The sequence below is a fragment of the Paraburkholderia sp. WS6 genome, assembly GCF_030464835.1.
Classification (GTDB): Bacteria; Pseudomonadota; Gammaproteobacteria; order Burkholderiales; family Burkholderiaceae; genus Paraburkholderia; species Paraburkholderia madseniana.
In genome coordinates, this window is sequence record NZ_JALQCK010000030.1 from 37,505 (window position 1) to 63,071 (window position 25,567).

23 protein-coding genes and 1 pseudogene are annotated in these 25,567 nt (G+C 58.1%); 8 read left to right on the plus strand and 16 right to left on the minus strand.

Annotated elements, in window-relative coordinates; translation table 11 throughout:
* Positions 1 to 200: 200 nt before the first annotated feature.
* From M0D64_RS29510 to M0D64_RS29525, 4 genes are all read left to right on the plus strand, one after another.
* Positions 201 to 2,171 (plus strand): alkaline phosphatase family protein, encoded by a 1,971-nt coding sequence (locus M0D64_RS29510; protein ID WP_266260359.1) that lies wholly within the window; start codon positions 201 to 203, stop codon positions 2,169 to 2,171.
* A gap of 308 nt (positions 2,172 to 2,479) precedes the next feature.
* Positions 2,480 to 4,042 carry a histidine ammonia-lyase gene (gene hutH / locus M0D64_RS29515; protein WP_266260361.1) on the plus strand — a complete coding sequence of 521 codons (1,563 nt, stop codon included), beginning with the start codon at positions 2,480 to 2,482 and terminating at the stop codon, positions 4,040 to 4,042.
* A gap of 114 nt (positions 4,043 to 4,156) precedes the next feature.
* Positions 4,157 to 4,993, plus strand: coding sequence for a transporter substrate-binding domain-containing protein (locus tag M0D64_RS29520; RefSeq protein WP_266260435.1), 837 nt, complete (start codon positions 4,157 to 4,159; stop codon positions 4,991 to 4,993).
* Positions 4,994 to 5,084: 91 nt separating this feature from the next.
* Positions 5,085 to 6,014 carry a LysR substrate-binding domain-containing protein gene (locus M0D64_RS29525; protein ID WP_266260362.1) on the plus strand — a complete coding sequence of 310 codons (930 nt, stop codon included), beginning with the start codon at positions 5,085 to 5,087 and terminating at the stop codon, positions 6,012 to 6,014.
* A gap of 34 nt (positions 6,015 to 6,048) precedes the next feature.
* Here M0D64_RS29525 and M0D64_RS29530 read toward each other — a convergent pair whose 3' ends face one another.
* Complete coding sequence (locus tag M0D64_RS29530; protein WP_266260364.1) at positions 6,049 to 6,633, minus strand: TetR/AcrR family transcriptional regulator; 585 nt, start codon at positions 6,631 to 6,633, stop codon at positions 6,049 to 6,051.
* Positions 6,634 to 6,850: 217 nt separating this feature from the next.
* Here M0D64_RS29530 and M0D64_RS29535 point away from each other — a divergent pair, with 217 nt between their 5' ends.
* A complete protein-coding gene (locus M0D64_RS29535; protein WP_154563871.1) occupies positions 6,851 to 7,627 on the plus strand; it encodes an SDR family NAD(P)-dependent oxidoreductase in 777 nt (258 codons plus the stop codon).
* Between the two features lie 134 nt (positions 7,628 to 7,761).
* On the opposite strand, the gene M0D64_RS29540 is transcribed toward M0D64_RS29535, so the two are convergent.
* From M0D64_RS29540 to M0D64_RS29590, 11 genes are all read right to left on the minus strand, one after another.
* Complete coding sequence (locus M0D64_RS29540) at positions 7,762 to 8,823, minus strand: maleylacetate reductase (RefSeq protein WP_266260365.1); 1,062 nt, start codon at positions 8,821 to 8,823, stop codon at positions 7,762 to 7,764.
* Positions 8,824 to 8,861: 38 nt separating this feature from the next.
* Positions 8,862 to 9,158 carry a Dabb family protein gene (locus M0D64_RS29545; protein WP_054033905.1) on the minus strand — a complete coding sequence of 99 codons (297 nt, stop codon included), beginning with the start codon at positions 9,156 to 9,158 and terminating at the stop codon, positions 8,862 to 8,864.
* Positions 9,159 to 9,297: 139 nt separating this feature from the next.
* Positions 9,298 to 10,506 (minus strand): multiple monosaccharide ABC transporter permease, encoded by a 1,209-nt coding sequence (gene mmsB, locus M0D64_RS29550; protein WP_154563865.1) that lies wholly within the window; start codon positions 10,504 to 10,506, stop codon positions 9,298 to 9,300.
* Positions 10,499 to 12,037, minus strand: coding sequence for a multiple monosaccharide ABC transporter ATP-binding protein (gene mmsA, locus M0D64_RS29555; protein ID WP_266260366.1), 1,539 nt, complete (start codon positions 12,035 to 12,037; stop codon positions 10,499 to 10,501). The genes mmsB and mmsA overlap by 8 nt, the downstream gene beginning before the upstream one ends.
* Positions 12,038 to 12,128: 91 nt before the next feature.
* Positions 12,129 to 13,199 (minus strand): multiple monosaccharide ABC transporter substrate-binding protein, encoded by a 1,071-nt coding sequence (gene chvE, locus M0D64_RS29560; protein ID WP_154563861.1) that lies wholly within the window; start codon positions 13,197 to 13,199, stop codon positions 12,129 to 12,131.
* A gap of 96 nt (positions 13,200 to 13,295) precedes the next feature.
* The gene (locus M0D64_RS29565) at positions 13,296 to 14,384 is read right to left on the minus strand and encodes a Gfo/Idh/MocA family protein (RefSeq protein ID WP_266260368.1); all 1,089 of its coding nucleotides are present in this window, start codon (positions 14,382 to 14,384) and stop codon (positions 13,296 to 13,298) included.
* 24 nt (positions 14,385 to 14,408) lie between these two features.
* Entirely contained in the window at positions 14,409 to 15,401 is a 993-nt protein-coding gene (gene iolG, locus M0D64_RS29570; RefSeq protein WP_266260369.1) for an inositol 2-dehydrogenase, read from the minus strand.
* A 41-nt stretch (positions 15,402 to 15,442) separates the two neighbouring features.
* Positions 15,443 to 16,321, minus strand: coding sequence for a sugar phosphate isomerase/epimerase (locus M0D64_RS29575; protein WP_266260371.1), 879 nt, complete (start codon positions 16,319 to 16,321; stop codon positions 15,443 to 15,445).
* Between the two features lie 67 nt (positions 16,322 to 16,388).
* Positions 16,389 to 17,309, minus strand: a complete 921-nt coding sequence (locus tag M0D64_RS29580) for an intradiol ring-cleavage dioxygenase (RefSeq protein WP_266260373.1) — start codon at positions 17,307 to 17,309, stop codon at positions 16,389 to 16,391.
* A gap of 131 nt (positions 17,310 to 17,440) precedes the next feature.
* Positions 17,441 to 18,355, minus strand: coding sequence for a LysR family transcriptional regulator (locus tag M0D64_RS29585; protein WP_266260375.1), 915 nt, complete (start codon positions 18,353 to 18,355; stop codon positions 17,441 to 17,443).
* A gap of 136 nt (positions 18,356 to 18,491) precedes the next feature.
* The gene (locus M0D64_RS29590) at positions 18,492 to 19,706 is read right to left on the minus strand and encodes a phytanoyl-CoA dioxygenase family protein (protein ID WP_266260377.1); all 1,215 of its coding nucleotides are present in this window, start codon (positions 19,704 to 19,706) and stop codon (positions 18,492 to 18,494) included.
* A 93-nt stretch (positions 19,707 to 19,799) separates the two neighbouring features.
* Between M0D64_RS29590 and M0D64_RS29595 the strand changes: the two genes are divergently transcribed.
* The gene (locus M0D64_RS29595; protein ID WP_266260378.1) at positions 19,800 to 20,843 is read left to right on the plus strand and encodes a LacI family DNA-binding transcriptional regulator; all 1,044 of its coding nucleotides are present in this window, start codon (positions 19,800 to 19,802) and stop codon (positions 20,841 to 20,843) included.
* Positions 20,844 to 20,918: 75 nt separating this feature from the next.
* Here the strand turns inward: M0D64_RS29595 and M0D64_RS29600 are convergent, their stop codons facing one another.
* Positions 20,919 to 22,103, minus strand: a complete 1,185-nt coding sequence (locus M0D64_RS29600; protein ID WP_154563845.1) for a porin — start codon at positions 22,101 to 22,103, stop codon at positions 20,919 to 20,921.
* A 505-nt stretch (positions 22,104 to 22,608) separates the two neighbouring features.
* On the opposite strand from M0D64_RS29600, the gene M0D64_RS29605 reads away from it, so the two are divergent.
* Both M0D64_RS29605 and M0D64_RS29610 read left to right on the plus strand, forming a co-directional pair.
* Entirely contained in the window at positions 22,609 to 22,929 is a 321-nt protein-coding gene (locus M0D64_RS29605; protein WP_154563843.1) for a hypothetical protein, read from the plus strand.
* A 300-nt stretch (positions 22,930 to 23,229) separates the two neighbouring features.
* Positions 23,230 to 23,442: pseudogene (locus M0D64_RS29610) on the plus strand (ABC transporter substrate-binding protein); the annotation flags it as partial.
* A gap of 26 nt (positions 23,443 to 23,468) precedes the next feature.
* On the opposite strand, the gene M0D64_RS44950 reads toward M0D64_RS29610, so the two are convergent.
* The 3 genes from M0D64_RS44950 to M0D64_RS29620 all read right to left on the minus strand — a co-directional run bounded on the left by M0D64_RS44950 (position 23,469) and on the right by M0D64_RS29620 (position 25,556).
* Positions 23,469 to 23,606: a hypothetical protein gene (locus M0D64_RS44950; RefSeq protein ID WP_367619665.1), complete on the minus strand. Its 138-nt coding sequence runs from the start codon at positions 23,604 to 23,606 to the stop codon at positions 23,469 to 23,471.
* 67 nt (positions 23,607 to 23,673) lie between these two features.
* Positions 23,674 to 24,474, minus strand: coding sequence for an acetoacetate decarboxylase family protein (locus M0D64_RS29615; protein ID WP_266260379.1), 801 nt, complete (start codon positions 24,472 to 24,474; stop codon positions 23,674 to 23,676).
* Positions 24,475 to 24,635: 161 nt separating this feature from the next.
* Positions 24,636 to 25,556, minus strand: coding sequence for a DUF1571 domain-containing protein (locus M0D64_RS29620; protein ID WP_266260381.1), 921 nt, complete (start codon positions 25,554 to 25,556; stop codon positions 24,636 to 24,638).
* Between the last annotated feature and the right edge of the window lie 11 nt (positions 25,557 to 25,567).

The window sequence follows — 25,567 nt, forward strand, 5'->3', positions numbered from 1 at the left end:
AATTATGCAATGTGAATCGCAGTGAAAGTAATTCGTTGGCAAATTCACATGCCAGCGACTTTTTTTTGTCCCCGTATTGTCATTCCCTCCCTATAATTTCTTCCCGTCGTAACGCTTTGTAATGGAGGCAGCGTCCCCACGCAGGGAGCTGCCCGTTGTTGCCACACGCCACATTACCGCTTGCTCGTCCGAGTAACGTCATGGAGGCGTTCGTGAAAAAAATTGCCAACGTAATTAGTACACCCATATTTAGAAGCGGCTTGCTTTGCGGCGCCGTTTCCGTCGCGCTTGCCGCGGCTATCTGGCCGACCGTCGCGCAAAGCCAGCTGCAGGCCGCGACAGCGGCTGCGCCAGTGAACACCGCGTCGCCGATCAAGCATGTCATCGTGGTGGTCGGCGAGAACCGCACGTTCGATCACGTATTCGGTGCTTACACGCCACGCCAGGGGCAGACGGTGGCGAACCTGCTGTCGAAGGGCATCATCACGGCTGACGGCCGCCCGGGTCCGAACTTCGCGCTGGCCGCGCAATACACGGCTAGTGCCACGGACCCGAAGCGCTTCGAGATGGCGCCTGGCGGCAAGCAGCCGTATACAGTGCTGCCGGCGCCGAATACCGGCTCTACGGCAAGCACACCGAGCGATACCAGTCCGCCGCCGTTCGCCACGCTCACCGCGGCGCAGGCCGCCGAGGGCGCGATGATGGAGCCTTGGGACGTCGTGCATTTGACCACCGGCGCGAGCGGCTTGCCGACGCATAGCGTCGATACGCGCTTCGGCTCGAACACGTATAACCTGCCGAACGGACCGTATCAGATCTCGCGCGTCGGTCCCGACTATGACCAGTACATCAACAGTCCGGTGCACCGCTTCTACCAGAATTGGCAAGAGGCCGATTGCAGTCTCGATCACGCCACGCTCGATAATCCGAGCGGTTGTCAGATGGATCTGTTTGCGTGGGTGGAGACATCGGTGGGCGCCGGTTCGAACGGCAAGCCGCGGCCCGCGAACTTCAACGATGAGACGACCGGCGAAGGAGCGACCGCGCTCGGCTATTACAACGTGAATACCGGCGACATGCCGTACTTCACGCATCTCGCGCGCCAATTCACGATCAGCGACAACTATCACCAGCCGGTGATGGGCGGCACGGGCGCTAACAGCATCATGATCGGCACCTCCGATGCGCTCTACTACACGGACGGCAACGGCAATGCCACGAAGCCGCCGGCGGATCAGATCGAGAATCCGCTACCGCAGGCAAACACCAACAACTATTACACGCAGGACGGCTATTCGGGCGGCACGTACAGCAACTGCTCGGACAGTCATCAGCCCGGCGCCGGCGCGCTGCGGCAGTACCTGAACCGCCTGCCGTACAAGCCGGACGCGAAGTGTGCGCCGAACACGTATTACCTGCTGAACAACTACAACCCAGGCTACAACGGGGACGGCACGGTCAATACGAGTACGTTCACGATCCCGCCGTCGCCGGTGCGGACGATCGCCGATACGCTGATCGAAAAGAACATCTCGTGGAAGTACTACGGCGAAGGCTGGAATACGTTTGTGACGACGCCGGCCACGAGTGTCTACTGCAATATCTGCAACCCGTTCCTGTATGAAACCGCGATCATGACGAACCCCGCGCTCGTCAAAGCGCACCTGCAGGACACGACCGATCTGTACGCGGACATTGCGAACGGCACGCTGCCCGCGGTTTCGTTCGTGAAGCCGGGCGGTCTGCTCGACGGGCATCCGGAGTCGTCGAAGTTCGGACTCTTTGAATCGTTCGTGCACAAGCTGGTCGACACGGTGCAGCGTGACCCGAGTCTGTGGGCCTCGACAGCGATTCTTGTCACGACCGACGAAGGCGGCGGCTACTACGACTCAGGCTACATCCAGCCGCTCGACTTCTTCGGCGACGGCCCGCGCATTCCGATGATCGTCGTGTCGCCATACTCTCGCGGTGGCCGCGTCGTGCACCAGTACGGTGATCACGCGTCGATCGTGAAGTTCATCGACCGCAACTGGCATTTGAAGCCGATCACGGAAAGAAGCCGTGACAATCTGCCGAATCCGATCCAGTTGCAGACGCATCCGTATGTGCCGGTCAATGCGCCCGCAATCGACGACCTGTTCGACGCGTTCGAGTTTCCGCGCACGCCGTAACGGTGTGACATGGACGGCAGAGCCGGACCGGTTCTGCCGATCTCAAGGATCGAGTCTTTCTGACACCCTCAAAAAATCCGAGAAAATAGTTTTCTCGGATTAAACAGAAATCGCCCTTTATAAAGTCAAATTAAACACGAAACAAAAATCCGACTTTAGAAAAACTAAACACGGAACTCAAATCAAATCGTTTGTGCGTCACCCCCGCCGACGCTACTCTGCCCTGCAATGATCTCCGGCAAACATCGCGCTTTGAAGCGGATTTTGCCTCCCACTTCATTTCATGCATTCGGCAGAGGAAATTCAGAATGAGTCTGGCGCACATCGAATCTCGACCCAGCAAGATATCCGAAGTTCAGCTCGGGGAATCCGATATTTCAATCGGGCAATTCATTGCCGTAGCCCGACATGGCGCACAGATAAAGTTTTCGCCCGTCTATCGCGAGCGCGTGTTGAACTCGCGCCGCCTGGTCGATCTTTTTCTGAGCCAGAACCGGCTTGTCTATGGGGTGACGTCTGGCTTTGGCGCAAATTCGACACGCGTCATCAGCCCGGACGACGCCGAGCAGCTTCAGCGAAATATCGTGCGCTCCCATGCCGTCTCGGTCGGCGAACCGCTGCCGCGTGAAGTGGTCCGAGCCACCCTTTTGATGATGCTGATCAGCCTCGGCAAGGGTTATTCCGGCGTAAGCCTCGAATTGCTGCAGCAAATCGCCGGACTGCTGAACAACGACATCACGCCGTTCGCACCGGGCGACGGATCGGTCGGTTATCTCGCGCCCGAGGCACATATGGCGCTTGTGCTGATCGGCGAAGGAGAAGCTTTCTATCGCGGTGAACGCGTGAGTGGCGCCGAAGCATTGGAGCGAGCGGGGCTGAAGCCGCACTCGTTGCGCTGCAAGGAGGGGCTTTCGCTCACCAACGGCACTACCTCAGTGACCGCGATCGGGATGCTCGCGCTTTACAACGCGCTCGAGCTTTCGAAGGTTGCGGACATCGCCGCATCAATGTCCCTGCAGCCGCTCAAGGCCACCACGCGCTCGCTGGATGCCCGGTATCACTCCGTCAAGAAACACGTCGATCAGAGGAACACGGCCGACAACATCCGGCGGCTCCTCGCCGGAAGTGCACTATGCGATCGCTTTACCGATTACCGGCTGCAGGACGCCTACAGCCTTCGCGGCATTGCTCAAGTACATGGAGCGTCCAAGCGGGCGATCAAGGACGCCTACGACGCGATTCTCGATGAAGTGGGGTCGTGCGGCGACAACCCTGTCATCCATCCCGACGCCGAGGATGGTACCGCGATATCCGGTGCCAACTTCGACGGTACGTTCGTCGGCATCGCGTGCGATCTCCTTTGCATCTCCATGACCACGCTCGCGAAGATCTCGGAGCGCAGGACGGACCGTCTCGTCAACCCGTACTTCAGCGAACTGCCTGCGTTCCTCGCGAAGGATCCCGGGCTGAACAGCGGTTACATGATCATTCAGTACACGGCGGCCGGCTTGCTGGGTGAGATGCGCACCCTTGCTCAACCGGCAAGCGTCGACAGCGTGCCGACGAGCGGCAACCAGGAAGACCCCGTGAGCTTCGCTTATCACGCGGCACGAAAAGCCTACACAACTTCGCAGAAGTTGCAGCACGTGCTGGCGATCGAACTGCTCACCGCCGCCCAGGCGCTGGACTTCTTCGATCCAGCCGACGCTTCACCGGCAACCGCGGCGGTGTATGCGCGAATTCGACAGGTTGCCCCGACAGCAGAAGGCGATCGGTTCTTCTATCCGGACATGATGGGCGTCCACCGGCTCGTCGAACAGGGCGACTTGCTGAGCATCGTGGAAAACATCGCCGGCGCCTTGCACAACTGAAGCCGGTAGCGCCAGCAATGCCGCGAACTGTGGCGATCCGAGTATTTTCAATCCAAGCACAACCTTGATTCGACACTATAGAGGTGTAATGTGAATGCGATTTCAACAAGAGTCCTGAAGACTTCTCTCGTCACCTTTCTCGGCGTGCTGGCGCTGGCAGGAAACGGCGCTCAAGCAAAGGAATGGAAGACCGTAAAGGTCGCCCTGGAAGGCAGTTACGCTCCATGGAATCTGACCTTGCCGAACGGAAAAATCTCGGGGTTCGAACCGGAATTGCTCGACAATCTGTGTAAGCGGGTCAACCTGCAATGCGAGCCGGTCGCCCAGGACTTTGACGGCCTCATTACCGGCCTGCAGGCCGGCAAATTCGATGCTGTGATGGATGCCCTTGCAATCACACCCGAACGTCAACAGGTCATTGCCTTCTCCAAGCCCTACGCTGCAACGCCGGCCGCGTTCGCGACAGTAGATGGGCACGGATTGGCGAACACGACAGGAAAAACCTCTTCGCTCAAGCTGACTGGCGACCCCAAAACCGACAGCCCCATGATCGCCCCGCTGCGCGATCAACTGAAAGGGAAATCGATCGGCATTCAATCCGGCACGGTTTATACGAAGTTCATCAACGACAACTTCAAGGACATCACTTCCGTACGCCTCTACAAGACCTCGGCCGAACGTGACCTCGACCTGGTCAACGGACGCGTCGACATAGCCTTCGACGACGTCACCTACTACGCCGGAATCGCCGACAACAAAGACACCGCCCGAATCCGGATCGCCGGACCAACCATCGGTGGCGCGGTCTGGGGGCCGGGAGAAGGTCTTGGGTTTCGCAAACAGGATACGGATCTGAAAGCAAAGTTTGACGCAGCCATCACGGCAGCACTAGCGGACGGTACCGTGACGCGCTTGTCGGAAAAGTGGTTCAAGACCGATGTGAAGCCGTAAGCGTGCGGCATTGCATGACGCCGTTGCGCGTCGAGGCGGAGATCAGTCTTTGCTAGACTGGCTTCACGATGGCATTTGCCAGGTCAACGACATGAACCGCCTTCCTCCTCTTCGAGCCTTGCAGATATTCGATGCCGTCATTCGTTACGGAGGCGTCGTAGCCGCCGCCGAGGCGCTTCACGTGACGCCCGGTGCGATTAGTCAGCAGATTCGCGTCCTTGAAGACTTTCTCGGGGTCGCGCTTTTCGAGCGGGAGAACACGGGCCTGCGGCCGACCCCGCTCTGCGAGCTGTACCACGCGCACATCTCCCGGGGGTTCGAGTGCTTTCATAGCGCTCAGGCGGCGCTCAAGGCGCAGACGGGCCGTCGGCTCACCCTGATGACATTTCCGTCCGTGGCGACCCATTGGCTTGCCTCCAGATTGGACACGTGGCACACCATCTGCCCTCATGTGCAGGTCCATGTCGAGGTCGTCGACCACGAAACCAGTATCGCCGCGCGAAGTGCCGACGTCCGGCTAACGTATGGGGCACTCCCGACGGACGGAACGCCCTATCACGTCGTCTTTACGGACAGGGTTGCGCCCGTGTTCGCACCCTCGCTGCTGCAGGCGGAAAAACCGATCTCGCAACCGGCGGATATCTTGCGATACCCGCTGATTCACGTCGAGTGGGGATGGGCAAACATGTCACCCCCAACGTGGGGACACTGGTTGCATGCGGTTGGCGTGCCTCTGCCCGATGGCTTGGCGCCACTCACTTACTCCGTTTCCGGCATGGCAATCGATGCGGCAATTCGGGGAAGAGGCATTTCGTTGGGACAGGGCTTTTTTGCTATCGATAGCATCAAGCGACACGAACTCATCGCGCCGTTCAAGGTCGCCCTGCCCATGCCGTTCCCCTACTTCATTTGCTGGAAGCGAACTGCGGCAGACTCCCCTGCAACGAGGCAATTTCTCGACTGGCTAATTGAGGAAGCCGAGCAGACGGGACGCGACATTAAAGCCATGTTTGGTGAGTGAATCGTCGATCCTCACCGGGCAATGCCAGCACCACTCAGCTAACCGGCGATGAGTCGCGACTCATAACCAGAACGAGCGACTCGGAGAGAATCGATTTCGCCAGTTTGTCGTCGTCAACGGCGCGCGCAAGCGTAATGGCCCCCACGATGGTCGCGACGATACCCAAGCCAGCCTCTTTGCTATCACTGGATATAGCGTGCGCTATTCGTGACGCCAGTTTGCGCACGTAATCCGTGAGCTGTTCCCTGACATCCGGATTTGCATGGCGCGCTTCCCCGGCGAGCGCACACAGCGCACATCCATTGCCGGGATTCTTCACGTGACGCTCATTGAGGAAGGCCTCGGCAATAGCCTGCAGAGGCGTTTCCCCACGCTTTGCCGCACCGCTTGCGATAGAAGCCATGCGCTTCTCGCTCTGACTCACCGCGTGCTCGAGCGCCTCCAGGATCAACGCATCACGCGAGGAAAAATGGCCATAAAACGCACCGTGCGTCAGCCCCGCGCTGCGCATGCACTCGGCGACGCCGAGCGCCTCGATGCCGTGTTCGCGAATCTGTCGTGACGCGTTCTCCAGAACCCGCTGCCTACTCTCAGCCTTTTGTGCCTGCGAATAACCCATTTTTCCGCCTCATCACGCTTGACAAACTGCATGATGAGCATAATACTGAATTTCTGCATGATAATCAACATACAGAATGAGATGTTGACAACGTTCATGCCAGCTTGGATGCAGCGGCTGTCCTGCGCTGCTTAACAGAGATTTTTTCGAGGCTTTTGCGCCGCCAGCAGATGCGGCTTGGGACGTGATCTCGCGGCGTAATACACAGGAGAAGGAAATGCGTTTTACCGGAAAGACAGCGCTCGTCACTGGCGGCAACAGCGGCATTGGCTTTACTACAGCGAAGCTTTTGATCGCCGAAGGCGCCCGTGTTGCGATTACCGGCCGCGATCGCGCAAAACTGGATCAGGCAGTATCCGAGCTCGGCGAAAACGCGCTTGGCATTCAGGCCGATCTCGATGATGAAACCGCGATCGAGTCGACGTTCAAGCAGATCCAGGCAGCATTCGGGTCCCTCGACATCGTCTTCGCCAACGCCGGAATCTCCGGTCCGACGCCGCTCGGCGGCACGACCGCTGCTGCATTTGAGGCGATTCTTCGCACCAATCTCACCGGTGTGTTTCTCACGGTTCAATCGGCCCTGCCGTTGATGAGCGCCGGAGGCTCGATCGTATTGAACGGTTCCGTGATGCGCGAGCTGGGCTCGCCCGGGTCGGCCGCTTATTCCGCAACGAAGGCGGGCGTCACCGGCATGGCAAAGGTATTTGCGTCGGAACTCGTGCAGCGTGGCATTCGTGTCAACACCGTGATTCCCGGCGGCACACGCACACCGATCTGGACGCGCGGCGCACGGGCCGGCGCAACGCTTGACGCGACCGAAGAGGCGTTGGCACCGCGCGTTCCGATGGCTCGCCTCGCTGCACCTGAAGAAGTTGCCAAGGCCGTGCTTTTCCTCGCGTCCGACGATGCTTCGGGGATCACGGCGGCGGAAATCGTCGTCGACGGCGGCACGATCGGTGCGCCGTGGGGAGCGCCTATGTTCCGCAAGGGGTGAAGGCACTCAGGTTCCGGGAGCGGCTTGATCAGCTTAGGACAGCGACGCGCAGTCCTAAGCTGCCGGCTAGTTTGCTACCGCCAGATCGAAGACTCGTTCCTGCGAACCTCCTTTGGGGCGCCCATTTCCAAAGGCTACACGGACGGACGAACGCCCTCCCAAGCACGCTGTAGCAGTGCTCTAAGCGGCCCCTCCTCAATCGGTCGCGGGTTCCAGTATGGATTCGACAATGCCACTTCGCACGCGTGATCGAGATCGGCTTCGCCCAACCCAATCTCGCGAAGCCCTCGCGGAACGCCAAGTTCTTCGTTGAGTTGGTAAAGGCCGTCTGGCGCCGAATCTACGTTCAACGCCCTGGCGATCCGACCCATCGCCTCATCCGCAACGGTACTGTTATAAGCGAGAGAGTGAGGCAGAACGATTGCGTGAGTCTCAGCATGAGGGAGGTTAAATGTTCCACCCAAGGTGTGGCACAGCTTGTGATGAAGAGCCATGCCAACATTGCCGAGCACCATTCCGCACAGCCACGCACCATACAGGCACTCGCTACGCGCCACTTTGTCCTTACTGTTCTTCTTCACTCCACGCAGGCCGTTGGCGAGTGAGCGAATACCCTCCTCCGCCATGAGCGACATGACGGGATTTCCGTCCTGCGCGTACAGCCCCTCCGCAGCATGAGCGATAGCGTTGAGGCCGCTGACAATCGAGAGGCGGACCGGGAGCCCGATGGTCAACTCCGGGTCGTACAGGACGGTCTTGGGGATGACCTTGGCATCGCGACCGGTTTTCTTCAGGCCGTTTTCCGTTATCCCGTAGATGGGAGTCATCTCCGACCCGGCATATGTCGTCGGTATTGCGATAATCGGCAACGACGATTCGAGCGCAATCGCTTTGCCGAGCCCGATCGTCGAACCGCCACCAATCGCCACAGCACAGTCTGCGTCGACCGACTTCGCGTGTTCGCGCGCGCGGCGAGCGTTCTCGATAGGAACGTGCATCTGGGCGCCGTCGAAGACGCCTGCGCTCGCAGGTCCAAGAAGCGACGAAACCACTTCAGCCTGGGCCTTTTGCTCAGGCGTGCAAAGAACCAGCGCCCGGCGAGCACCCAACGTCTCCACTTCCTGTTGAATCAGCTTCATGCTTCCAGCGCCGAATACGACTCTCGACGCCTGCGTGGTATAGGTAAACTCATACATGAGATTAGCTCCCTGTGTGGTCAAACGGTACAGCTCGCTTAGATGTAGTCGACCTGGTGGCGAGCGATACGAACGTCACCCACGATCTGCTTCACTCGCAGATGCTCAGGGTGCGACGCATACGCGTCGAGCGACTCCTGGCTTTCGAACTCTGTGTACAAGACTACGTCGCAGGCATAATCCACGGCGCTTACATCCAGCCCGACCTCCAGCCTGGTAAGTCCGGGAATCTTTCCGCTCAGACTCTCGAACGCAGTCTTTACGAGCACAGCGGATTCCTTCTTTTGCTCGGGAGTCTCACCGCGAACGTTCCACATCACGATATGCTTGACCATATTCGATTCCATTAGTGTTGCTTATTACCAGGCCAAATGTTCGAGATGCAATCTCATGACTCAAGTATGCATATCAGTTGGGCCTCGCCACGCACCAAGCCCCGCTGAGTTCTAAATCCGGTCTGCCATAGGAAAGTAGTTACGCTTTGTTCTTGTTGTACACGTCGACGAACACGGCCGCGAGCAGAACGATACCTTTGATAACCTGCTGATAATCCACACCGATGCCCATGATGGACATGCCGTTGTTCATCACGCCCATGATGAAGGCGCCCACAACCGCTCCGACCACCTTTCCGACACCACCAGAGGCGGAAGCGCCGCCGATGAAACACGCTGCGATGACGTCGAGCTCGAATCCCGTGCCAGCCTTCGGCGTTCCACTATTCAGACGTGCGGCGAAAATCAGACCTGCCAGTGCCGCAAGGACACCCATGTTCACAAAGGTCAGGAAGCTCACTGCCGGAACGCTGACACCCGACAATCTCGCTGCCTTTGCATTGCCGCCAACCGCGTAGATACGTCGACCGATCGTGGTGCGATTCATGATGAACGTGTACACACCAATCAGCACAGCCATGATGACGAGCACGGTAGGCAGGCCACGATAGGATGCAAGCAGGTAGCAGAAGAACACTATCAGTGCCGTAAGGACGAGATTCTTCGCCACGAACATCGAGAACGAGCCACTCTCGACGCCATGTTTCGCCGCGCCGGCGCGATGCCGAAGCTCAATCGCGAAAAAAAGCGCGCCGACAAACGCGCCAAGGACTATCGAAGTGATGTGAAGTGCCTGTCCGTGAAAAAGGTCCGGGATAAAACCCGAACTCACGGCGCCGAATGCATCAGGGAACGGGCCGATGGACTGACCTTGCAGAACGAGGTTTGTCATGCCGCGGAAAACCAGCATGCCGGCCAGCGTCACGATGAACGAAGGCATCCGCCAGAACGCAATCCAGTAGCCTTGCACAGCGCCGATCAGCGCGCCGGCCGCAATACAGATGATGGTTGCCCAGATATAGTTGACCTCGAACTGCACCATCAATACTGCCGCCAACGCGCCCACCAAACCGGCCGTTGAACCGACGGACAGGTCGATGTGGCCTGAAACAATCACCATCAGCATGCCAAGGGCCATGATGACGATGTAGCTGTTCTGAAGCACCAGATTGGTCAGATTGAGCGGTTGCATCAATACGCCGCTCGTCGAGACCTGAAAGAAGACCATGATGATGACGAGCGAAATGAGCAGTCCATACTCGCTGCCAATACGCTTCACCACACCCAAAACTTCGCTTTTCTTAACCTCGGCGCCTTCGGCGACCACTGGAGAGAGTGCCTTACGCATTTTCGATGCCTCCATTTCGCATAATCGCCCGCATAATCTTTTCCTGCGAGACTTCTTCTGCGGTGAATTCGCCGACAAACCGGCCTTCGTTCATGACGTACACGCGGTCACACATACCAAGCAGTTCGGGCATTTCCGAGGAAATCATGACCACACACTTACCTGCCGCGACCACCTGATTGATGATGTTGTAAATCTCGTACTTCGCTCCCACATCGATGCCTCGCGTAGGCTCGTCGAGAATCAGTACCTCGGGTTCAGAGAACAGCCACTTGCTCAGCACCACCTTCTGCTGGTTTCCACCCGACAGGTTGCCAACAACGTGGGTAACGCCTTGAGCGCGGATCCGGAGCTTCTTTAGAAAATCGGTCGCAACCTTTATCTCCTCGTGCTCGTCGACGACGCCAAATCTGGACACCCCAATCAGGTTCGCCAGCGTGATGTTTCGCTTGATGTTGTCGTCAAGGAGCAGACCGTTGCCTTTCCGGTCTTCTGTCACGTAGGCGATGCCCGCCTTGATGGCCTTCTGTACCGATGAAACGTCGACCTGCTTTCCGTGCATCAGCACCTGGCCCGTGATGTCCTGACCATAGGTGCCACCGAAGACGCTCATGGCGAGCTCCGTACGCCCAGAACCCATCAGCCCTGCGATGCCAACGATTTCGCCCTTGCGCGCTTCCAGATTGACGCCTTTGATGACGGCACGGTCCCTCTGCGTGGGATGCTGGACACGCCAATCCTTCACTTCAAAAATGACTTCGCCGATGTTTGGCGTACGTGGCGGGTACCGGTCAGACATCTCGCGGCCGACCATCGCCTTGATGATTCGGTCTTCGCTCACGCTCTCGGCTTTGCAGTCGAGGGCGTCGACCGTCGAGCCGTCACGGATAACGGTGATTCCATCCGCAACGCGCGAAATCTCATTCAGCTTGTGCGAAATGATGATTGACGTCACACCGCGCGACTTGAGTTCGAGCAGAAGACTAAGCAGTGTGTCGCTGTCTTTTTCATTCAGGCTTGCGGTGGGCTCGTCGAGAATCAACAGGCGAACCTCTTTAGACAATGCCTTTGCAATCTCGATGAGTTGCTGCTTGCCAATCCCAAGCGTGCCGACCGGTGAATCTGGCGAGTCTGAGAGGCCGACCTTCGCCAGCAACGCCTTTGCCTTCGCACGCGACACCTGCCAATCGATGACGCCGCGCTTCGACTGCTCGTTACCCAGATAGATGTTCTCGGTAATCGAGAGCATCGGTACGAGGGCCAACTCCTGGTGAATGATGATGATTCCGACTGCCTCGCTATCGGAAATATCGGCGAATGCCCGCTCCTGACCGTCGTAAAGGACGTCGCCAGAATAAGAGCCGTGCGGATAGACCCCACTGAGGATCTTCATCAGGGTCGATTTTCCCGCGCCGTTTTCTCCGCAAATGGCGTGAATCTCGCCCTGACGGACCCTCAGATTGACGTTATTCAGGGCTTTGACAGCGCCAAAGCTTTTCTGAATTCCGCGCATCTCCAGAATGGTATCCATGGTCAAATTCCTCTGATTGGTCACGCTCGCGAGCGTGTCTGCGTGAAGCGAGGCGCTGGTGGGCACCCCGCCACGCGGACGTTCAGATGCCTTACTTGATTTGGGCCTGCGTGTAGTAACCGCTGGTCACCAACTCCGACTGGTAATTGGCCTTGTCGACAAGGATTGGCTTCACGAGATAAGTCGGAACGATCTTCGTTCCGTTGTTGTAGCTCTTCGTGTCGTTGACAGGCACCTGCTTGCCGCTCAGCGCGTTGTCGACCATCTCGGCGGTCACGCCAGCAAGCTTGCGAGTGTCCTTGAACACGGTCGAGGTCTGGTCGCCCCGAACAATGTTCTTGACGTTCTGGATGTCTGCGTCCTGGCCCGTGACAACGGGCATGGTTTGCTGGGCCGAACCGTATCCGATGCCCTTAAGCGATGAGATAACGCCAACTGCAATTGCGTCATTGGGCGTCCAGACCGCGTCGAGGTGGTCCTTGCCGTAGAAAGCGCTCAGCAGGTTGTCCATTCGAGCTTGAGCCGTCGCGCCATCCCAGTTGCGCGTCGCGACTTTATCGAAGGCAACCTGTTTGCTCCGAACCACGAACTTGCCGCTGTCGATGTACGGTTTGAGGACCGACATGCCGCCCGCGTAGACCATATGGGCGTTGTTATCGTCCGATGAACCACCGAACACTTCGATATTGAACGGGGTTTTGCTGCCGGCCTTCTGCCATGCGCTGACGATGCTCTGTCCTTGAAGAACCCCGACGCCATAGTTGTCGAAGGTTGCGTAGTAGTCGACATCCTTGGTCTGGCTAATCAGACGGTCGTATGAGATGACCTTGATGCCTTTCTTCTGGGCGAGCGCCAAAGCGTCGGAAAAAGTCTTTCCGTCGATCGGTGCGATGACCAGTGCTTTGACACCCTTCGCAAGCATGTTCTCGACCTGGTTCACCTGCGTCGGAACGTCGTAGTTTGCGTACTGGAGGTCGGCCGAGTAGCCTTTCGCCTTCAGTGCATCAACCATGCTTTTGCCGTCGGTAATCCAGCGGGATTCAGTCTTGTCGGGCAGTGAAATGCCAATAACACCCTTATCCTGGGCGAAAGCAGCGCCAGACATTGCCGAGAAAGCTGCCGAAGCAGCCAGGATGAGCGCGACATTTTTCAGAATTTTCATGACTTCGTCTCCTATTTAGGAATGCGTATTTGTGTTGCCGGTTTATGAAGTACAGAATCCTCGTCCGACGCCCGAAGGCGTCAGCCATTCAAATGCTTAACCGATCAAGACCTCTGCACCCGCTTCTTTGGAAGAAGCGAACATGGCCTCGATGACACGGCTAATGTTGTACGCCTGCGTAGCCGGCACAACCGACTGCGTGCCGTTGCGCAAAGCGTCGAAGAACGCGTTCGATTCCCGATCGAAGTACACCGGGTTGCCGATTTCGGCGATATCGGGCGAATACTCCGTCTTTTTTGTTGCCCATATTTCCGGGAAGCTGGTCTCCTGCCACTCGGTCCAGCCCTCCGGATGGTCGCCTTTGCCCGCGTCATAAATCTTGAAGCTCGCGGGCAGCGAGCGCGAAGACATGATGCCTTCCGTTCCGTAGGCGGTGATATCCCAGCTCTCGGTCCACGGCAGGACGTCCCACGACATGAAGTCGACCGTGACAATCTTGTCTTCGTAGTTCAGCACCGCACCGGCAGCATCTTCACGGGACTCGTCACCGTGGAAGTTCGGAAACTTCGTGATACGCGCGTTGACAGAGCGGGGCAAGCCGAAGTGCAGAAGGATGCGGTCCACCAGATGGCATCCAATAACGAATACCGCGCCGCCAATATCACCTGGCTGGGTCATGTGCGGCGTTCCGGCCTCATCGTGCGAGCAGCCGCCGTGGGCGCGCACCTGAACAACTTTGCCGAGACGTCCGCTCTTGAGTGCCGCCTGCATGGCATCGACCGATGGTGCAAAGCGCCAGCAATAGCCGACTTGCACGAGTCCGCCCGTACGCTCCACAGCCTCGACGATGCGCTTGGCGTCGACGGAACTGCGGCCAGCAGGTTTCTCGCACAACACTGCCTTGCCGGCCTCGAGCGCTTCAATGGTCAGATCGGCCATCTTCTCGCTCTTGGAGTGGACGAGCACGACATGAACATTCTCGTCCGCCAGGATATCTTCCTTCGAGCGCGCCTCGAGACCGAGCGCGTCGACGAACGGTGTGAGCAGCGGGCTTTTGTCCCACGCACCGAGCATCTTTGCGTCGGTGCGACGCTGGATTGCCTTGACCCGCCCGGACGTATGGGGGTGAGTGATGCCAAGACATGCTACGCCGAGCGTTTCGTTGGGACCGATCTTTCGCGTCATGACCTATCTCCTCCAGATTTCCCGTTACACCTTGACGGCTTTGCCCGACAACGCCGACTCGAGCGCGCAGTCCGCCAGACGCAGCGCCTTCAGCCCGTCCTGAACGGAGGTCGGCAAAGGCGAGTTGGCGTTCAGTGCTTCGACGAAGGCTTCGAGTTCGGCCTTGTATGCAGCCTCGTAGCGCTCGAGGAAGAAGTTGAGCAGCGGCTCGCGGACGTCGGTCGCTTCCTTGGACCAGCGTCGAATCGTCGAAGGACGCAGGTTTTCTTGCAGAAGCATTCCCTTCGAACCCGACACTTCCATGCGCTGGTCATAGCCGTACACGGCTTCGCGACAGCAGTTGATGTGGCATTGCTTGCCCGAAGCTGTCCGCAACTGCACCATCACCGTATCGAAGTCCGTCAGCTTCTCAAGCGACTCGTCGACGAGACGGCTGGCCATCGCCATTACCTCGACCGGCTCCTCGCCGAGCAACCAGCGAGCCATGTCCAGATCGTGGATCACCATGTCGCGGAAGATGCCGCCCGAGTGCTCGACATAGTCACGCGGAGGCATGCCCGGGTCACGGCTCGAAATGATGACCTGGCGCACTTCGCCGACGTCGCCTGCGTCGATCGCTTTGCGGAAGGCTTGCGATGTCGGGTCGAAACGTCGATTGAACGCGAGCATGACGCGACCGCCCAGTCGCTCGACTTCGTTTGCCGCGGCCAGCGACTTCTCCATGTCGAGATCGATGGGCTTCTCGCACAGAACAGCCTTGCCGCGCTTGACGGCTTCGAGCATGAACGTGATGTGCGTATCAGTCGGCGTGCCGATGACCACTGCGTCGATGTCGTTGCGCTCAAGGACTGCCGCAGCGTCCGTCGAGGCCTCGCAGCCCAGACGGCTAGCCAGCGACTTAGCCGCACTTTCAACAGGGTCTGCCACCACGACCAGTTTTGCGTTCGGGCTCGCGGCGACGTTGCCAGCGTGAATGCGACCAATGCGGCCGGCACCGAGTACGGCGATTCGAATCATGTGAGTCTCCAGAAATACGTTGTCGGTTAAGGTCAAGAGCTTCAAGCAGAAGTCGCGGTTTTTGCCGAAAACTGCGCGATGGTGGTGTCGTAAGCGCGCTTTGCCATCTCGTCGAGCGGAAATTTCCGGTGCACCTCAGAGATGAGCTCCACGCCGTAGTACGGCAGCGTGCAACCTGCTTGTTCAAGGGCATCGACGAAGGCGGGGCAGTCACCTGCACCTTCGCCACAAAGCTGGCGATTAAAGGTCGAGTCGTCGAACAACGACCCCTTAACCTGTGCGCCGACGTCATCCATCTCTACGCCCTTGATGAAGCGCGCGGGGATCTGGGCGACTTCGCTATAGGGGCTGCCACCGCGTGCGACGTGCCAGTGGTCAACCATCAGGCCGCCATTGGGTTGGTTGGCGCCTTGAGCAACCTGCAGCGCTTCTGCGATGTTTCGAATGGGAGAGAAAGGCATGAACTCGATTGCAACCGTGGCGCCAACCGCCGCCACGTCCTGGCAAAGCTTCCCGAATTCGTCGGTCATGCGGGGAAAGTCGGCCGGATTCTTGTCGAAGGGGCTCGCACCGATTTTCAGATTGCGCATGCCCAGTTCGCCGCCCAGTTCGATGAAACGGCGACGGCAATCGTCCGACTTGGCGCGCGCCTCGCCGTCGAAGTACCAGTCCATGAGGATCTCGAGCTCGAAGTACTTCATGCCCGTGTCGTCCAGAATCTTCTTGACGCCGGACACTCCGTACTTCCCGATGCTGTGCTCGAGATCATCGAGAATGAGACCGATACCGCTCCAGCCGGCACGCGAAGCTGCTTCGCAGCGGTCGCGCAGCGGGAACGGGCTGATTTCGTTCGGTGCACACGGATAGACGTCGCCAGCGAGTGTCCAGTACGCAGCCAGCAATTCTTTCTTCGCGCTCATATGTAGTACTCCTGTATCTCTCAATGTCATCAGTTTTTTCGGCGGCACGCTCCCGCGCACCAAACGATTACGGGATTGCCCGCGTGGGCTTCGTGGACGTCGCGAGGGTGAAGTCCCACGACACAGACCAAAACGGTGACAAGATCCCGACGCGCTCACCAGCTTTCGGGTCGTCAATCTTGTTAAATTCAGCTATGAGTTCACGCTTGACGCCGAATACCGCGTCTTCGGGAAGATACGGACAGTCGGGCGTAAAAATGTGAGTGATGACCGGGTCAAAGCCAGGCGCGGTTACGATGAAGTGCAGATGAGCAGCTCGGTTCGGATGTCGGCCTATTGCGGCGAGGAGCTTGCCGACCGGACCGTCCGAAGGAATCGGATAGTGACGCGGCTTGACAGACTTGAACCAGTAGCGGCCCTCAGCATCCGACGTAAAAACGCCGCGAAGATTTGAGTCAGGCTGAATGCCTTTCTGCTGCACGTCATAGAAGCCGTCGTCGTTGGTCTGCCAGACCTCGAGCTTCGCGTCAGGAATCGGGTTTCCCTTGATATCGGCAACCCGGCCTTCAACAACCATGGGCTCGCCCTTTCCGTCCAGGCAGATGTTCGCGCCGTTCGGATATTCAGGTGCGTTGGCGATGTAGAAGGGACCCAGAATCGTGTTCGGCGTAGCACCACTCGGACGACGATGATTGATTGCATCAACGAGCATCGAGACGCCCAGAACGTCCGAGAGCAGGATGTACTCTTGCCGCCAGTCCGTGCACATTTGACCCGTCTCGGTCAGGAAGCGAATGGCGGTGAACCACTCTTCATGCGTCGGCTCAATTTCCTTGACCGCAGCATGAAGATGCTTGACCAGAACCGACATCACCTGACTCAGGCGAGCGTCGGCATCTTCGCTCATACGGGCATTGACGACTTCGGCCGAGCGAGCCTCATCGAAATAAGGCGATGCGGACGGAACTGCAGAGGTTGCGCTTTGCATTGCGTGTCTCCATCAATCTCTTCTGTAGCTTTGAGACGAGTCTATATTCGTCGTGACTGGCAAAACAGAGCTAGAAAGGGAAAGTCTTTCGCGCTGGGTGGGAAGAAACCCCAAAAGCGATGAGCGCAGGCTCACGCTGTCCAATGCCGTTCGTATTCGTTCTGGTGAAACCGCTCGACGAGCGCATCAATGAACAGGCGTACCTTTACAGGTAGGTGTGAGCGAGTCTGAAACGCGATGTTCATGGTTAGGCGAGGAAGGTCCCAGTCGTCGAGCACCGGGACAAGGCGGCCTGCCTTGAGGTCGTCGTAGATGATGTATTTGGGCTGCACCAGAATGCCCATGCCGTCTAACGCGGCGATACGCAATATCTGGCCGTCATTCGATTCCACTAACGGCTTCACTCTGACAACGACGTTCTCACCACCACGTGTGAATGAAAGCTCGCGTGGATTGTCGGCGAGTTGATAGTTCAGCAGCCTGTGCTTCGCGAGTTCCGCCGGGAAGCGCGGGCGCCCGTTCGCCTCGATGTAGCCGGGCGATGCGGCCAATATGCGGCGTGTCGAAGCCAATCTTCTAATGGTTATGTTGCTATCTGGCTCGAGGACTTTCGTACGAATCGCGACGTCGATGCCGTTCTCGATGATGTCGCAGTAACGGTTAGCCGCTACCACGTCCACTGTAATGTCGGGGTAGCGCGCCGTGAAATCAGGAAGCATCGGCGCGATGTGAAGCATGCAGAACGATAGCGAAGCGGTGACGCGAAGGATACCGCTTGGACGCACAACCGCTTCCTTGGTGACAGCTTCTGCTTCGCCAAGATCGGCGAGGATGGATTTGCAGCGTCGGTGAAACTCGGCGCCAGCCTCAGTCAGGTAAAGGTTGCGAGTCGTCCTGCGCACCAGTTGGACGCCAAGTCTCGCCTCCAACGAAATCAAATACCGACTTGCGGCCGAGATGGAAAGCTCGACAGCTTCCGCAGCCCGGCTGATGCTGCCCGTCTCGGCCACCTCGACGAATAGTTGTAGTTCCTTGAACTGATCCATGCCCTTGCACCATTGCGCCTCGTTCGCCCACGTCCAAGCCGGATGCGGGAGCACGCGCGACTTTGCTGAGTCATTTCGTGTGTCGCGTCGGCATCATGATAGTGCCGTGGCGCTATCTTTTAGTCACAAAAACACATCAATAATCTATCAGTTCAGTGGATTCGCCGTTCCCTTGACGCCAGGCATGCTTCGCGAGGGCTCGCGCAAACTCGGACGGCTCCCAGTCCTCCCGAAGCGCTCTGAGCATCATCTGGCCTTGGCTCTCCGGCGCGAGTCCCCCGGCGGGCGGATCCCTGTCAAGGTTTGTCGGGAACGCATAGCCTTCGGCGCACGAGGCAATCACCGACAGCGCCTCGAGCCCGGTTATCTTGCCGGTCTTAAATCTGTCCCGAAGGACTGGGTAGAGAGTCTCGGACATGCGCGTTCGATCCACGGCTTCCATCGCCCGACCATAAGCCGACGAGATTTGAAGCAGGTTTGCCATGCGCTGAACGTGGCTCGTTCGATTCGACCCGGCTGCGTGAAATAGCGCCGGATTGAAGAAGATGGCATCGCCCTTGGCAAGCGGCACCTGAGCGAAATTGTTCTCGAAATACTCGCGGAAATCGGGTCTACGCCAAGCCACATAGCCTTGAGCGTATCGCTGCGAGTAAGGCAGGAGTTTGGTCGGACCGCTCTCAACAGGCATGTCGCTGTGCGCAACGGCCCCTTGCAGCGTGAGAAAAGGCGACATCCAATGCACGTGCGCTGGAAAGGACGCAGCCACCTCGGCCGTCTGGAAGCCCAGATGGTAGTCACGATGGGCTTGCTGCGCCTCTCCGCCGGGTCTGACAACATTGACCTGGGACGTAACCTGAAAGCACGGGCCAAGCCATGCCTCGGCGGCCGCCGGCAGCCAAGGGTTCGAAAAGTATCTGGCGAAGACCTCAGGTGCCGCAAGGCAGAGTTTTTCCTGCGCGTTCCAGATACGATCGTTTGCGCCTGCTTTCGCGAAATGGTCAGCCTTCGAGCCCGATTTCTTCTCGGCTTCAATAATCGATTCGAAGATGGCCGTCGCCTCATCCACGCACCCGGTGTCGGCAAAAGCGCGCTTGAGCACAAAGACGCCCGCTCCATCTCGCAGGACTTCGGCCCACTCCGACAGTAGCTGAAGCCTTTCCGTTTCAGACGAGCGCACTTCTTCCAACTCGCGGCATTCGTATACAGGAATCGCTTGAACCGACTTTGCCGCGTAGCGTAGCCCGCGCTCCCCCGCCGCGTTGAGCGCCGTCACGAAATCACCCAAGCTGCAGTCGCTTTCGCGATACCAGTTGGTTCGCTCAGTGAGATAGTCTCCGCGTCGGTCGTCCATACGTGCCTCCTATATTCGATGTAGGATAGCTCGCAAAGCACAGATCGAATTATCAGAAACACATCAAAAAACTATCAACAATGGAGGGTCGGATTGGCTCACCGCTTCTTGATCAAGGAAATTGCCCTTCAAGCAGGGCTTGGAGTGGCAACTGTTGATAGGGTGCTGAACGGACGCGCAAACGTCCGGGAGCACACTCGCAATCGGGTTGAGCAGGCGATAAAAGAACTTGAGAAACAGGAGCTAAACCTGGCGACCACGGGGCGCAAGCTCATGGTCGACGTGGTAGTGGAAGCGCCAGCGCGGTTCAGCGACGAGATAAAAAATGCGCTCGAGGCGGAACTCGCATTGATGCACCCGGCGGTTGTTCGTCCGCGCTTCCAGTTGCGGGAGACGATGACGACGTCCGAAGTCGTGGATGCCCTTCGGTCTATCGCCCGAAGAGGCAGCCATGGCGTTTTTCTGAAGGCCCGCGACGTTCCCGAGATTGCCGAGGCGGTCCGCGAACTCCAGCATCACGGCATTCCTGTCGTCACCGTCTTCACCGACATACCTCTGTCGGGCCGCATCGCCTACGCCGGGCTCGACAATCGCGTCGCTGGGGCCACGGCAGCTTACCTTCTGGGCCTATTGCTGGGCCCCCAGCCGGCTAACGTGTTGATAACGATGAGCGACGAGCATTTTCGGGGCGAAGAAGAGCGCGAAATAAGCTTTCGTCGAGCACTGCGCAAGCACCACCCCCAACTCAGACTGATTGATGCAAGCGGCGGACATGGCCTTGATTTGCCGACTGAAGAGCGAGTCCGAAGCGTTCTCAACGATGGTACTGATATCGCTGCCGTGTACTCCATGGGAGGGGGTAACGTCGCGATTCTTCGCGCGCTGGAAGCGCAGCAGCAAGCTCCGGTCTGCTTCATCGGTCACGACCTGGACAAGGATAATGTGCAGCTTCTACGCGCTGGAAGGATTCAGGCAATCTTGCATCATGACCTCCGACAGGACATGCGCTCCGCGTGTCATCATGTCATGCACTTTCACAAGCTCCTGCCAGCATCCTCTGTCGCGTCATCTTCTTCGGTCGTAGTCGTGACGCCAGAAAACATTCCGGACCACATCGCCAGTCGTTTCCGCGATTGATTCGACCGCTCATAAGTGCAGACGCAGCGTCTGATAGGTCCGAAAGAAAGTCGTCACCCGGACCTATCCACAGCATCAGAACGTCGTCGCCAACCCTGCAATAACGCCAAACTGGCTTTTGCCATAGTTGGGGTTGGTGCTCGAAGTGCTTCCGTTGACCGGGTCGTTGTTGATATTCGCGCCATACAGACCGCTGTCGAGGCCAATGTTAGACGACGAACTGTTTCTAACGTACGCCAGTTCCGTGTACAGGAGCGTTCGCTTGGACAGCGAATAGTTCGCCCCCAACGTGTAGAGAGTCGCGTTCCCGTTCCCATTGTTTGCGTTCGCGTGATAGACGGCGCCGGTGATAGCAAGCGCAGGGGTCGTCTGCCAGATCGCGCCAATCCACTCATGATTGACGGCTGTCGGAAGGCTCGTTCCCGCCGGTAACGCTGACGGGGTTGCCGTGCCGAAATAGCCCGCATTCGATGCGTTCGGAGCGCTCAGGTGTTGGTAGCCAACGTATCCGGTCACAGGACCGAACGCGTACGTCAAGCCCGTGAGAATCGACCGGGAAGCAAGGTACACGTTGCTGAATTGACCGTTTCCGTCGCGAACCTCGTCATAGGTCGCCTGCCAGAAAAGGCCCTTGTTCGCGTAAGAGAGTTTGATACCATCCGAGCGGCCCTGCGAGCTTCCGAGTCCGCTGGAAGTACCGAGTTGACCCGGTGCGCTTCCAGGATTTCCCGCATTCCACGTCGACGAATTCGTCAAATCATACTGGCCTTGCAGGGTAAAGCCGCCAATCGTCGGCGACAGGTACTCCGCGCCGTTCCCTGCCTGTGAGAAGATGCGGCCGCGTACCAGCGTTCCAATCGCATACTTCTTTGTTTGCTGTGGGTCGACGTCGCCCGAGTATTGACTTATTTCAGCCGATCCCATGTTCCCGAACTTGATTTGACCCCAGGTGTCATTCTGCAGGCCTACGGTCGCCTGTCCCTCGAAGAAACTTCCGTTCGCGAAAGCCCCGGTCATGGTATTCAGTCGGGACTCGAGCGTGAAAATTGCATGGGTGCCGCCGCCGAGGTCCTCACTGCCTTTGAGACCAAATCTCGATTGCGCCCAGCCTCCACTTTGCGCACCGAATACATGCCCCTTCGGTAGATTGGTCTCGTATGCGATACCGTTGTCCACGATGCCGTATAACGTGACGCTGCTCTGAGCCATCGCGGTTGCCGTCGCAGACAATGCGAACACGCCGAACAGAAGTTTCTTCATCGATATCTCCATTAATATAGTTGTACTACGTACTTCCCCTGCTACCGAAAGTGCTCATGCCTTTCCCAGCGCCCGTCTATCTTTGATCAAATGCGACACGGCTGAAGGACGTGGAGTCTCAGAGACGCTCGCAGGAAAGAGAATGAGAAGAAAAGACAAGCACTGGAGTGAGGCTTATGCGGAGGGTAATAATTTCCGTGGGCACGTCTCCTGAACTGCGCTTGTATTTTTGCCCGAGTGTATATTCCCCATCCACTCGAACAAAGAGCAGAAAGGGGAATCTCTTTCGTGAAATCAGGGAAAATGCGCGTTAAAGCAAGTGTGCAAGAGCCTTTCAGCGTTATGCCTCGTCACCTCCTCGCGGTTAACCCCTGTATCCCTGTCGACGTCTCATCGATTACGGTTCGAGCGTTCCCCATGCGAAGAGACACGTTCTTCTCAGGAACCAACCCAAATGGTCCGTGAGCAGTCTCACGCCGCCTAACGCACCCATACGGAGATACGTATGAAGTTCAAGCAACTGTCTGTTTTTGTTGTTTCAGCAGGTATGGCTTTGAGTCTCCTCTCACTTCCGACGTTGCAAGCTCATGCAGCGACAACCGATGCCGGCGCCTCCGATAGTGCGATGTCGAAGCAAGAGATGAAGGCGCAAAAGAAGGCCGACCGCAAGGCGCGCCGTGCGAAGAAAAACGCCGAACTCAGCAAGCTGGAAAAGAACGGGTACAGTCCGGCGGGGAATCAAACGAACTATCCGCAGAATCTGCAGAATGCCGAGCAGAAGGCGAATGGTCAAAAGCCTACCAACGCACCTGCGGTCGCACCTTGACGCTTTACGCGTACTGAATCGCACGCGTGGTCAAGCTGATGATGGCTCGAGTCGCGCGGGCGATCGAACAGGATCGTGGGTTGCTTACCATCGTGTGACGGTCTCTGTCTCTGCTCGCAAAGAACACTCCCTCGAAAAGACGCGACATGCCGTGGCGAATCACGACATAGACATATGTTGTCCGCGCACGCCTTTCGACAATTGCCAAGCTAATATCGCTCTGGCACGCTAATCAAGGGCAACCCAAGATGACAAAGCCTTCAATCGCAAAACGCCGTAGCGGTGGTGTGTTCTGAACATCTGTTGCTGACGCGCGAACTGTATCACGCGACAATCATCCGGATTCCAACGTCACCGGCTGTTGTGCAGGGCTTTCTGGATCAGCATCTGGACGTGGCTGCAGGCGTCAAGCAGCAGCTCGAAAAAGACGCCGCTAAAGCGGGCAGATTGCGGATACTGGATCAGCGCTTCGTGGTGATCCGTCAGGCGATGGGGGTGCCAAAGACCAGGGGCGCCTTCGAGGCGCACCACCTCTCACCCTATTCGTTCGCGACATCCGGCATGACCTGGCCCATCTCCATCGCCTGACTGGCTGGCACGTCCTGAATACCGATAACAATCTGGTCATCGGGCGCTCCCGTCGCGGTCTGAAACAGTTTCCAAAGACGCTGTATCAATTCCCGCTTATATTCAGGTGGCCCACGTAACCGGGCCCCTTGCTAACGCATAGGGTCGCCCAAACGATCATTCGACGTAGTTCTTCAGAATGCGCAGGTCGGTCACGGAGTACGCCATGCCAAGCCGATAACCCCGCCCGACGCGCACGGGCGCAATCAGGTTCATGTCCTCGCCGGCGACTTCGGGAATCTTCAGCTCCGCCGACCCGGTCCAGACGTCCACGATCGCGAGATTGTCCGTAAGCGACATGGTCAATTCATCGACCGGTGGCTTCTCCTGAAGTCCCGCTGCGAGTTGAGGAAAGTAACGGCGCATCGTTGTTGGCCGGTTGAACACGGTCGTCGGGTCAGCGACAGGTTCCTCAAGCTGGATACGGGCAGTCGCCAGCCGCTCTCCGTGCGCGGACACACTCGCACCGAAGCGACTGCCTTTGGCAAGCGGCGCAGCTGCGAGACTGGGCGCGGAGAAACTGCGAGTCTGGTAGACGCTGGCGAGCTTCTTTGGAAACCCCTGCGCCCATCCGCGGGCGATGGCGGCATCGTTATCGACAAAGATGTATGGGCAGTAGTTGACCGGAACACCTTCGAAGATCGCCTCGACCAGAACGAAGGCTTCGCGGTATTGATAGCGGGCCGGGTCCGTCAATTCGTCATTGGAACCCGTGAACTGCCAATCCAGAAACCAGAAGAAGGACCGTCCGCCGGATTTCTCGTCCACCGTGAGGCCTGGCGGGAGGAGCGCCGCGATCGCTTTCTGGTCGGCCCAGTATTCGATGGCGAGACAGTCGCTGGAATAGTGCCACGGCGGCAGCGTCGCAAGTGCGGACTTTCCTTGCGGAGTAATAGGGACCGAAAACGCTTTGGGCATTTCGTTTCTCCTTCATCGGGACGATGGGAAGTCGCTGTACATAGTGCCGTGCCTCGCCTGCTACCGCTTTCGAAATCGCACGACCGCGCAGCAGATCTGCGACCATGCATCGCGGCAACCCATCCTTGCGAACCGGTGTGGAGGTTTCGCCGGATACGGCCTCAGTGGAAACCGTATTCAGGATTACGTCGATCGAAAATCGATTCGCCCCAGTGGTGAGGCACAACGTCTTCGAAATGGATCATCTCCAGCAGGTCGCCGCGCTCGTTCCACGCGGCTTCGCCACTAGGCCAGGGGTGCTGAAGATCGAACAGCAGTCTCACACGCTGCGCATAGTGCGCTGGAGGCCCTGAGGGAGCAGTCCATGTCCATGCCAGCAAGCGCGCGCCGTGCACGTTCATGAGTTCAATGCGGGTCGGCTTTTCAGTCAGGCCCTCTTCACGAAAGCTGCGGGCATCGTGCTCGATGGTGCGCGCGATGTACTGCAGGCCGAGATCGCGGACGCTATGGCGGGACTGGGTGTGTGCGAACGGGCCGTCGATGGCGATCTTGCCTGTCACGATGCGCAGCACCCCGCCCAGATGACCGACAACGCTATCAGGGTCCCTTGTTTCGTCGTAGAGAATCTCCTGTCCCGCATGGGCACCATCGGAGAGCCATTTTGCGTAGACTTTTCGAGGGGTGTCCTGGTAGCGGATAACCATGTGATCGGGCCGGTCGGACCATCTTCCGGATATCCGCTCCTGCCGGAACATCCTGTATTCGCAGGCGTCGTCGGGAACCATGTCGGACCTCGCGTACTCGACGAAGGCATCCGGCTTCATCGCGTCCATCAGAGAGAGGATCTGAGCGTCGGTGAGAGACAGAAGCGAGCGGTTTTCAATCCACGTTCGCAACGAAGCCGCCTGTTCGCGGGCCGTGAGACACCGGAACCGGTTGACGTCCACGCTCACGGTATCCGACGTGGCGACATCGGCGCATCCCACCGATGTGCCGGATGAAGCCGGCGTAATCGGGTTGGTCGATTGGGCGTGAGCGCCCGTTGAGACAAACAGGCACGTCAACGCGAACGCGCGCAGCAACGTCCGCGCGG

What these genes read in the sequence shown, in the direction of transcription:
- M0D64_RS29510 (WP_266260359.1), top strand. Translation starts at nt 201, where the DNA reads ATGGAGGCGTTCGTGAAAAAAATTGCCAACGTAATTAGTACACCCATA.
- hutH (WP_266260361.1), top strand. Translation starts at nt 2,480, where the DNA reads ATGAGTCTGGCGCACATCGAATCTCGACCCAGCAAGATATCCGAAGTT.
- M0D64_RS29525 (WP_266260362.1), top strand. Translation starts at nt 5,085, where the DNA reads ATGAACCGCCTTCCTCCTCTTCGAGCCTTGCAGATATTCGATGCCGTC.
- M0D64_RS29530 (WP_266260364.1), bottom strand. Translation starts at nt 6,633, where the DNA reads ATGGGTTATTCGCAGGCACAAAAGGCTGAGAGTAGGCAGCGGGTTCTG.
- M0D64_RS29535 (WP_154563871.1), top strand. Translation starts at nt 6,851, where the DNA reads ATGCGTTTTACCGGAAAGACAGCGCTCGTCACTGGCGGCAACAGCGGC.
- M0D64_RS29540 (WP_266260365.1), bottom strand. Translation starts at nt 8,823, where the DNA reads ATGTATGAGTTTACCTATACCACGCAGGCGTCGAGAGTCGTATTCGGC.
- M0D64_RS29545 (WP_054033905.1), bottom strand. Translation starts at nt 9,158, where the DNA reads ATGGTCAAGCATATCGTGATGTGGAACGTTCGCGGTGAGACTCCCGAG.
- mmsB (WP_154563865.1), bottom strand. Translation starts at nt 10,506, where the DNA reads ATGCGTAAGGCACTCTCTCCAGTGGTCGCCGAAGGCGCCGAGGTTAAG.
- mmsA (WP_266260366.1), bottom strand. Translation starts at nt 12,037, where the DNA reads ATGGATACCATTCTGGAGATGCGCGGAATTCAGAAAAGCTTTGGCGCT.
- chvE (WP_154563861.1), bottom strand. Translation starts at nt 13,199, where the DNA reads ATGAAAATTCTGAAAAATGTCGCGCTCATCCTGGCTGCTTCGGCAGCT.
- M0D64_RS29565 (WP_266260368.1), bottom strand. Translation starts at nt 14,384, where the DNA reads ATGACGCGAAAGATCGGTCCCAACGAAACGCTCGGCGTAGCATGTCTT.
- iolG (WP_266260369.1), bottom strand. Translation starts at nt 15,401, where the DNA reads ATGATTCGAATCGCCGTACTCGGTGCCGGCCGCATTGGTCGCATTCAC.
- M0D64_RS29575 (WP_266260371.1), bottom strand. Translation starts at nt 16,321, where the DNA reads ATGAGCGCGAAGAAAGAATTGCTGGCTGCGTACTGGACACTCGCTGGC.
- M0D64_RS29580 (WP_266260373.1), bottom strand. Translation starts at nt 17,309, where the DNA reads ATGCAAAGCGCAACCTCTGCAGTTCCGTCCGCATCGCCTTATTTCGAT.
- M0D64_RS29585 (WP_266260375.1), bottom strand. Translation starts at nt 18,355, where the DNA reads ATGGATCAGTTCAAGGAACTACAACTATTCGTCGAGGTGGCCGAGACG.
- M0D64_RS29590 (WP_266260377.1), bottom strand. Translation starts at nt 19,706, where the DNA reads ATGGACGACCGACGCGGAGACTATCTCACTGAGCGAACCAACTGGTAT.
- M0D64_RS29600 (WP_154563845.1), bottom strand. Translation starts at nt 22,103, where the DNA reads ATGAAGAAACTTCTGTTCGGCGTGTTCGCATTGTCTGCGACGGCAACC.
- M0D64_RS29605 (WP_154563843.1), top strand. Translation starts at nt 22,609, where the DNA reads ATGAAGTTCAAGCAACTGTCTGTTTTTGTTGTTTCAGCAGGTATGGCT.
- M0D64_RS29615 (WP_266260379.1), bottom strand. Translation starts at nt 24,474, where the DNA reads ATGCCCAAAGCGTTTTCGGTCCCTATTACTCCGCAAGGAAAGTCCGCA.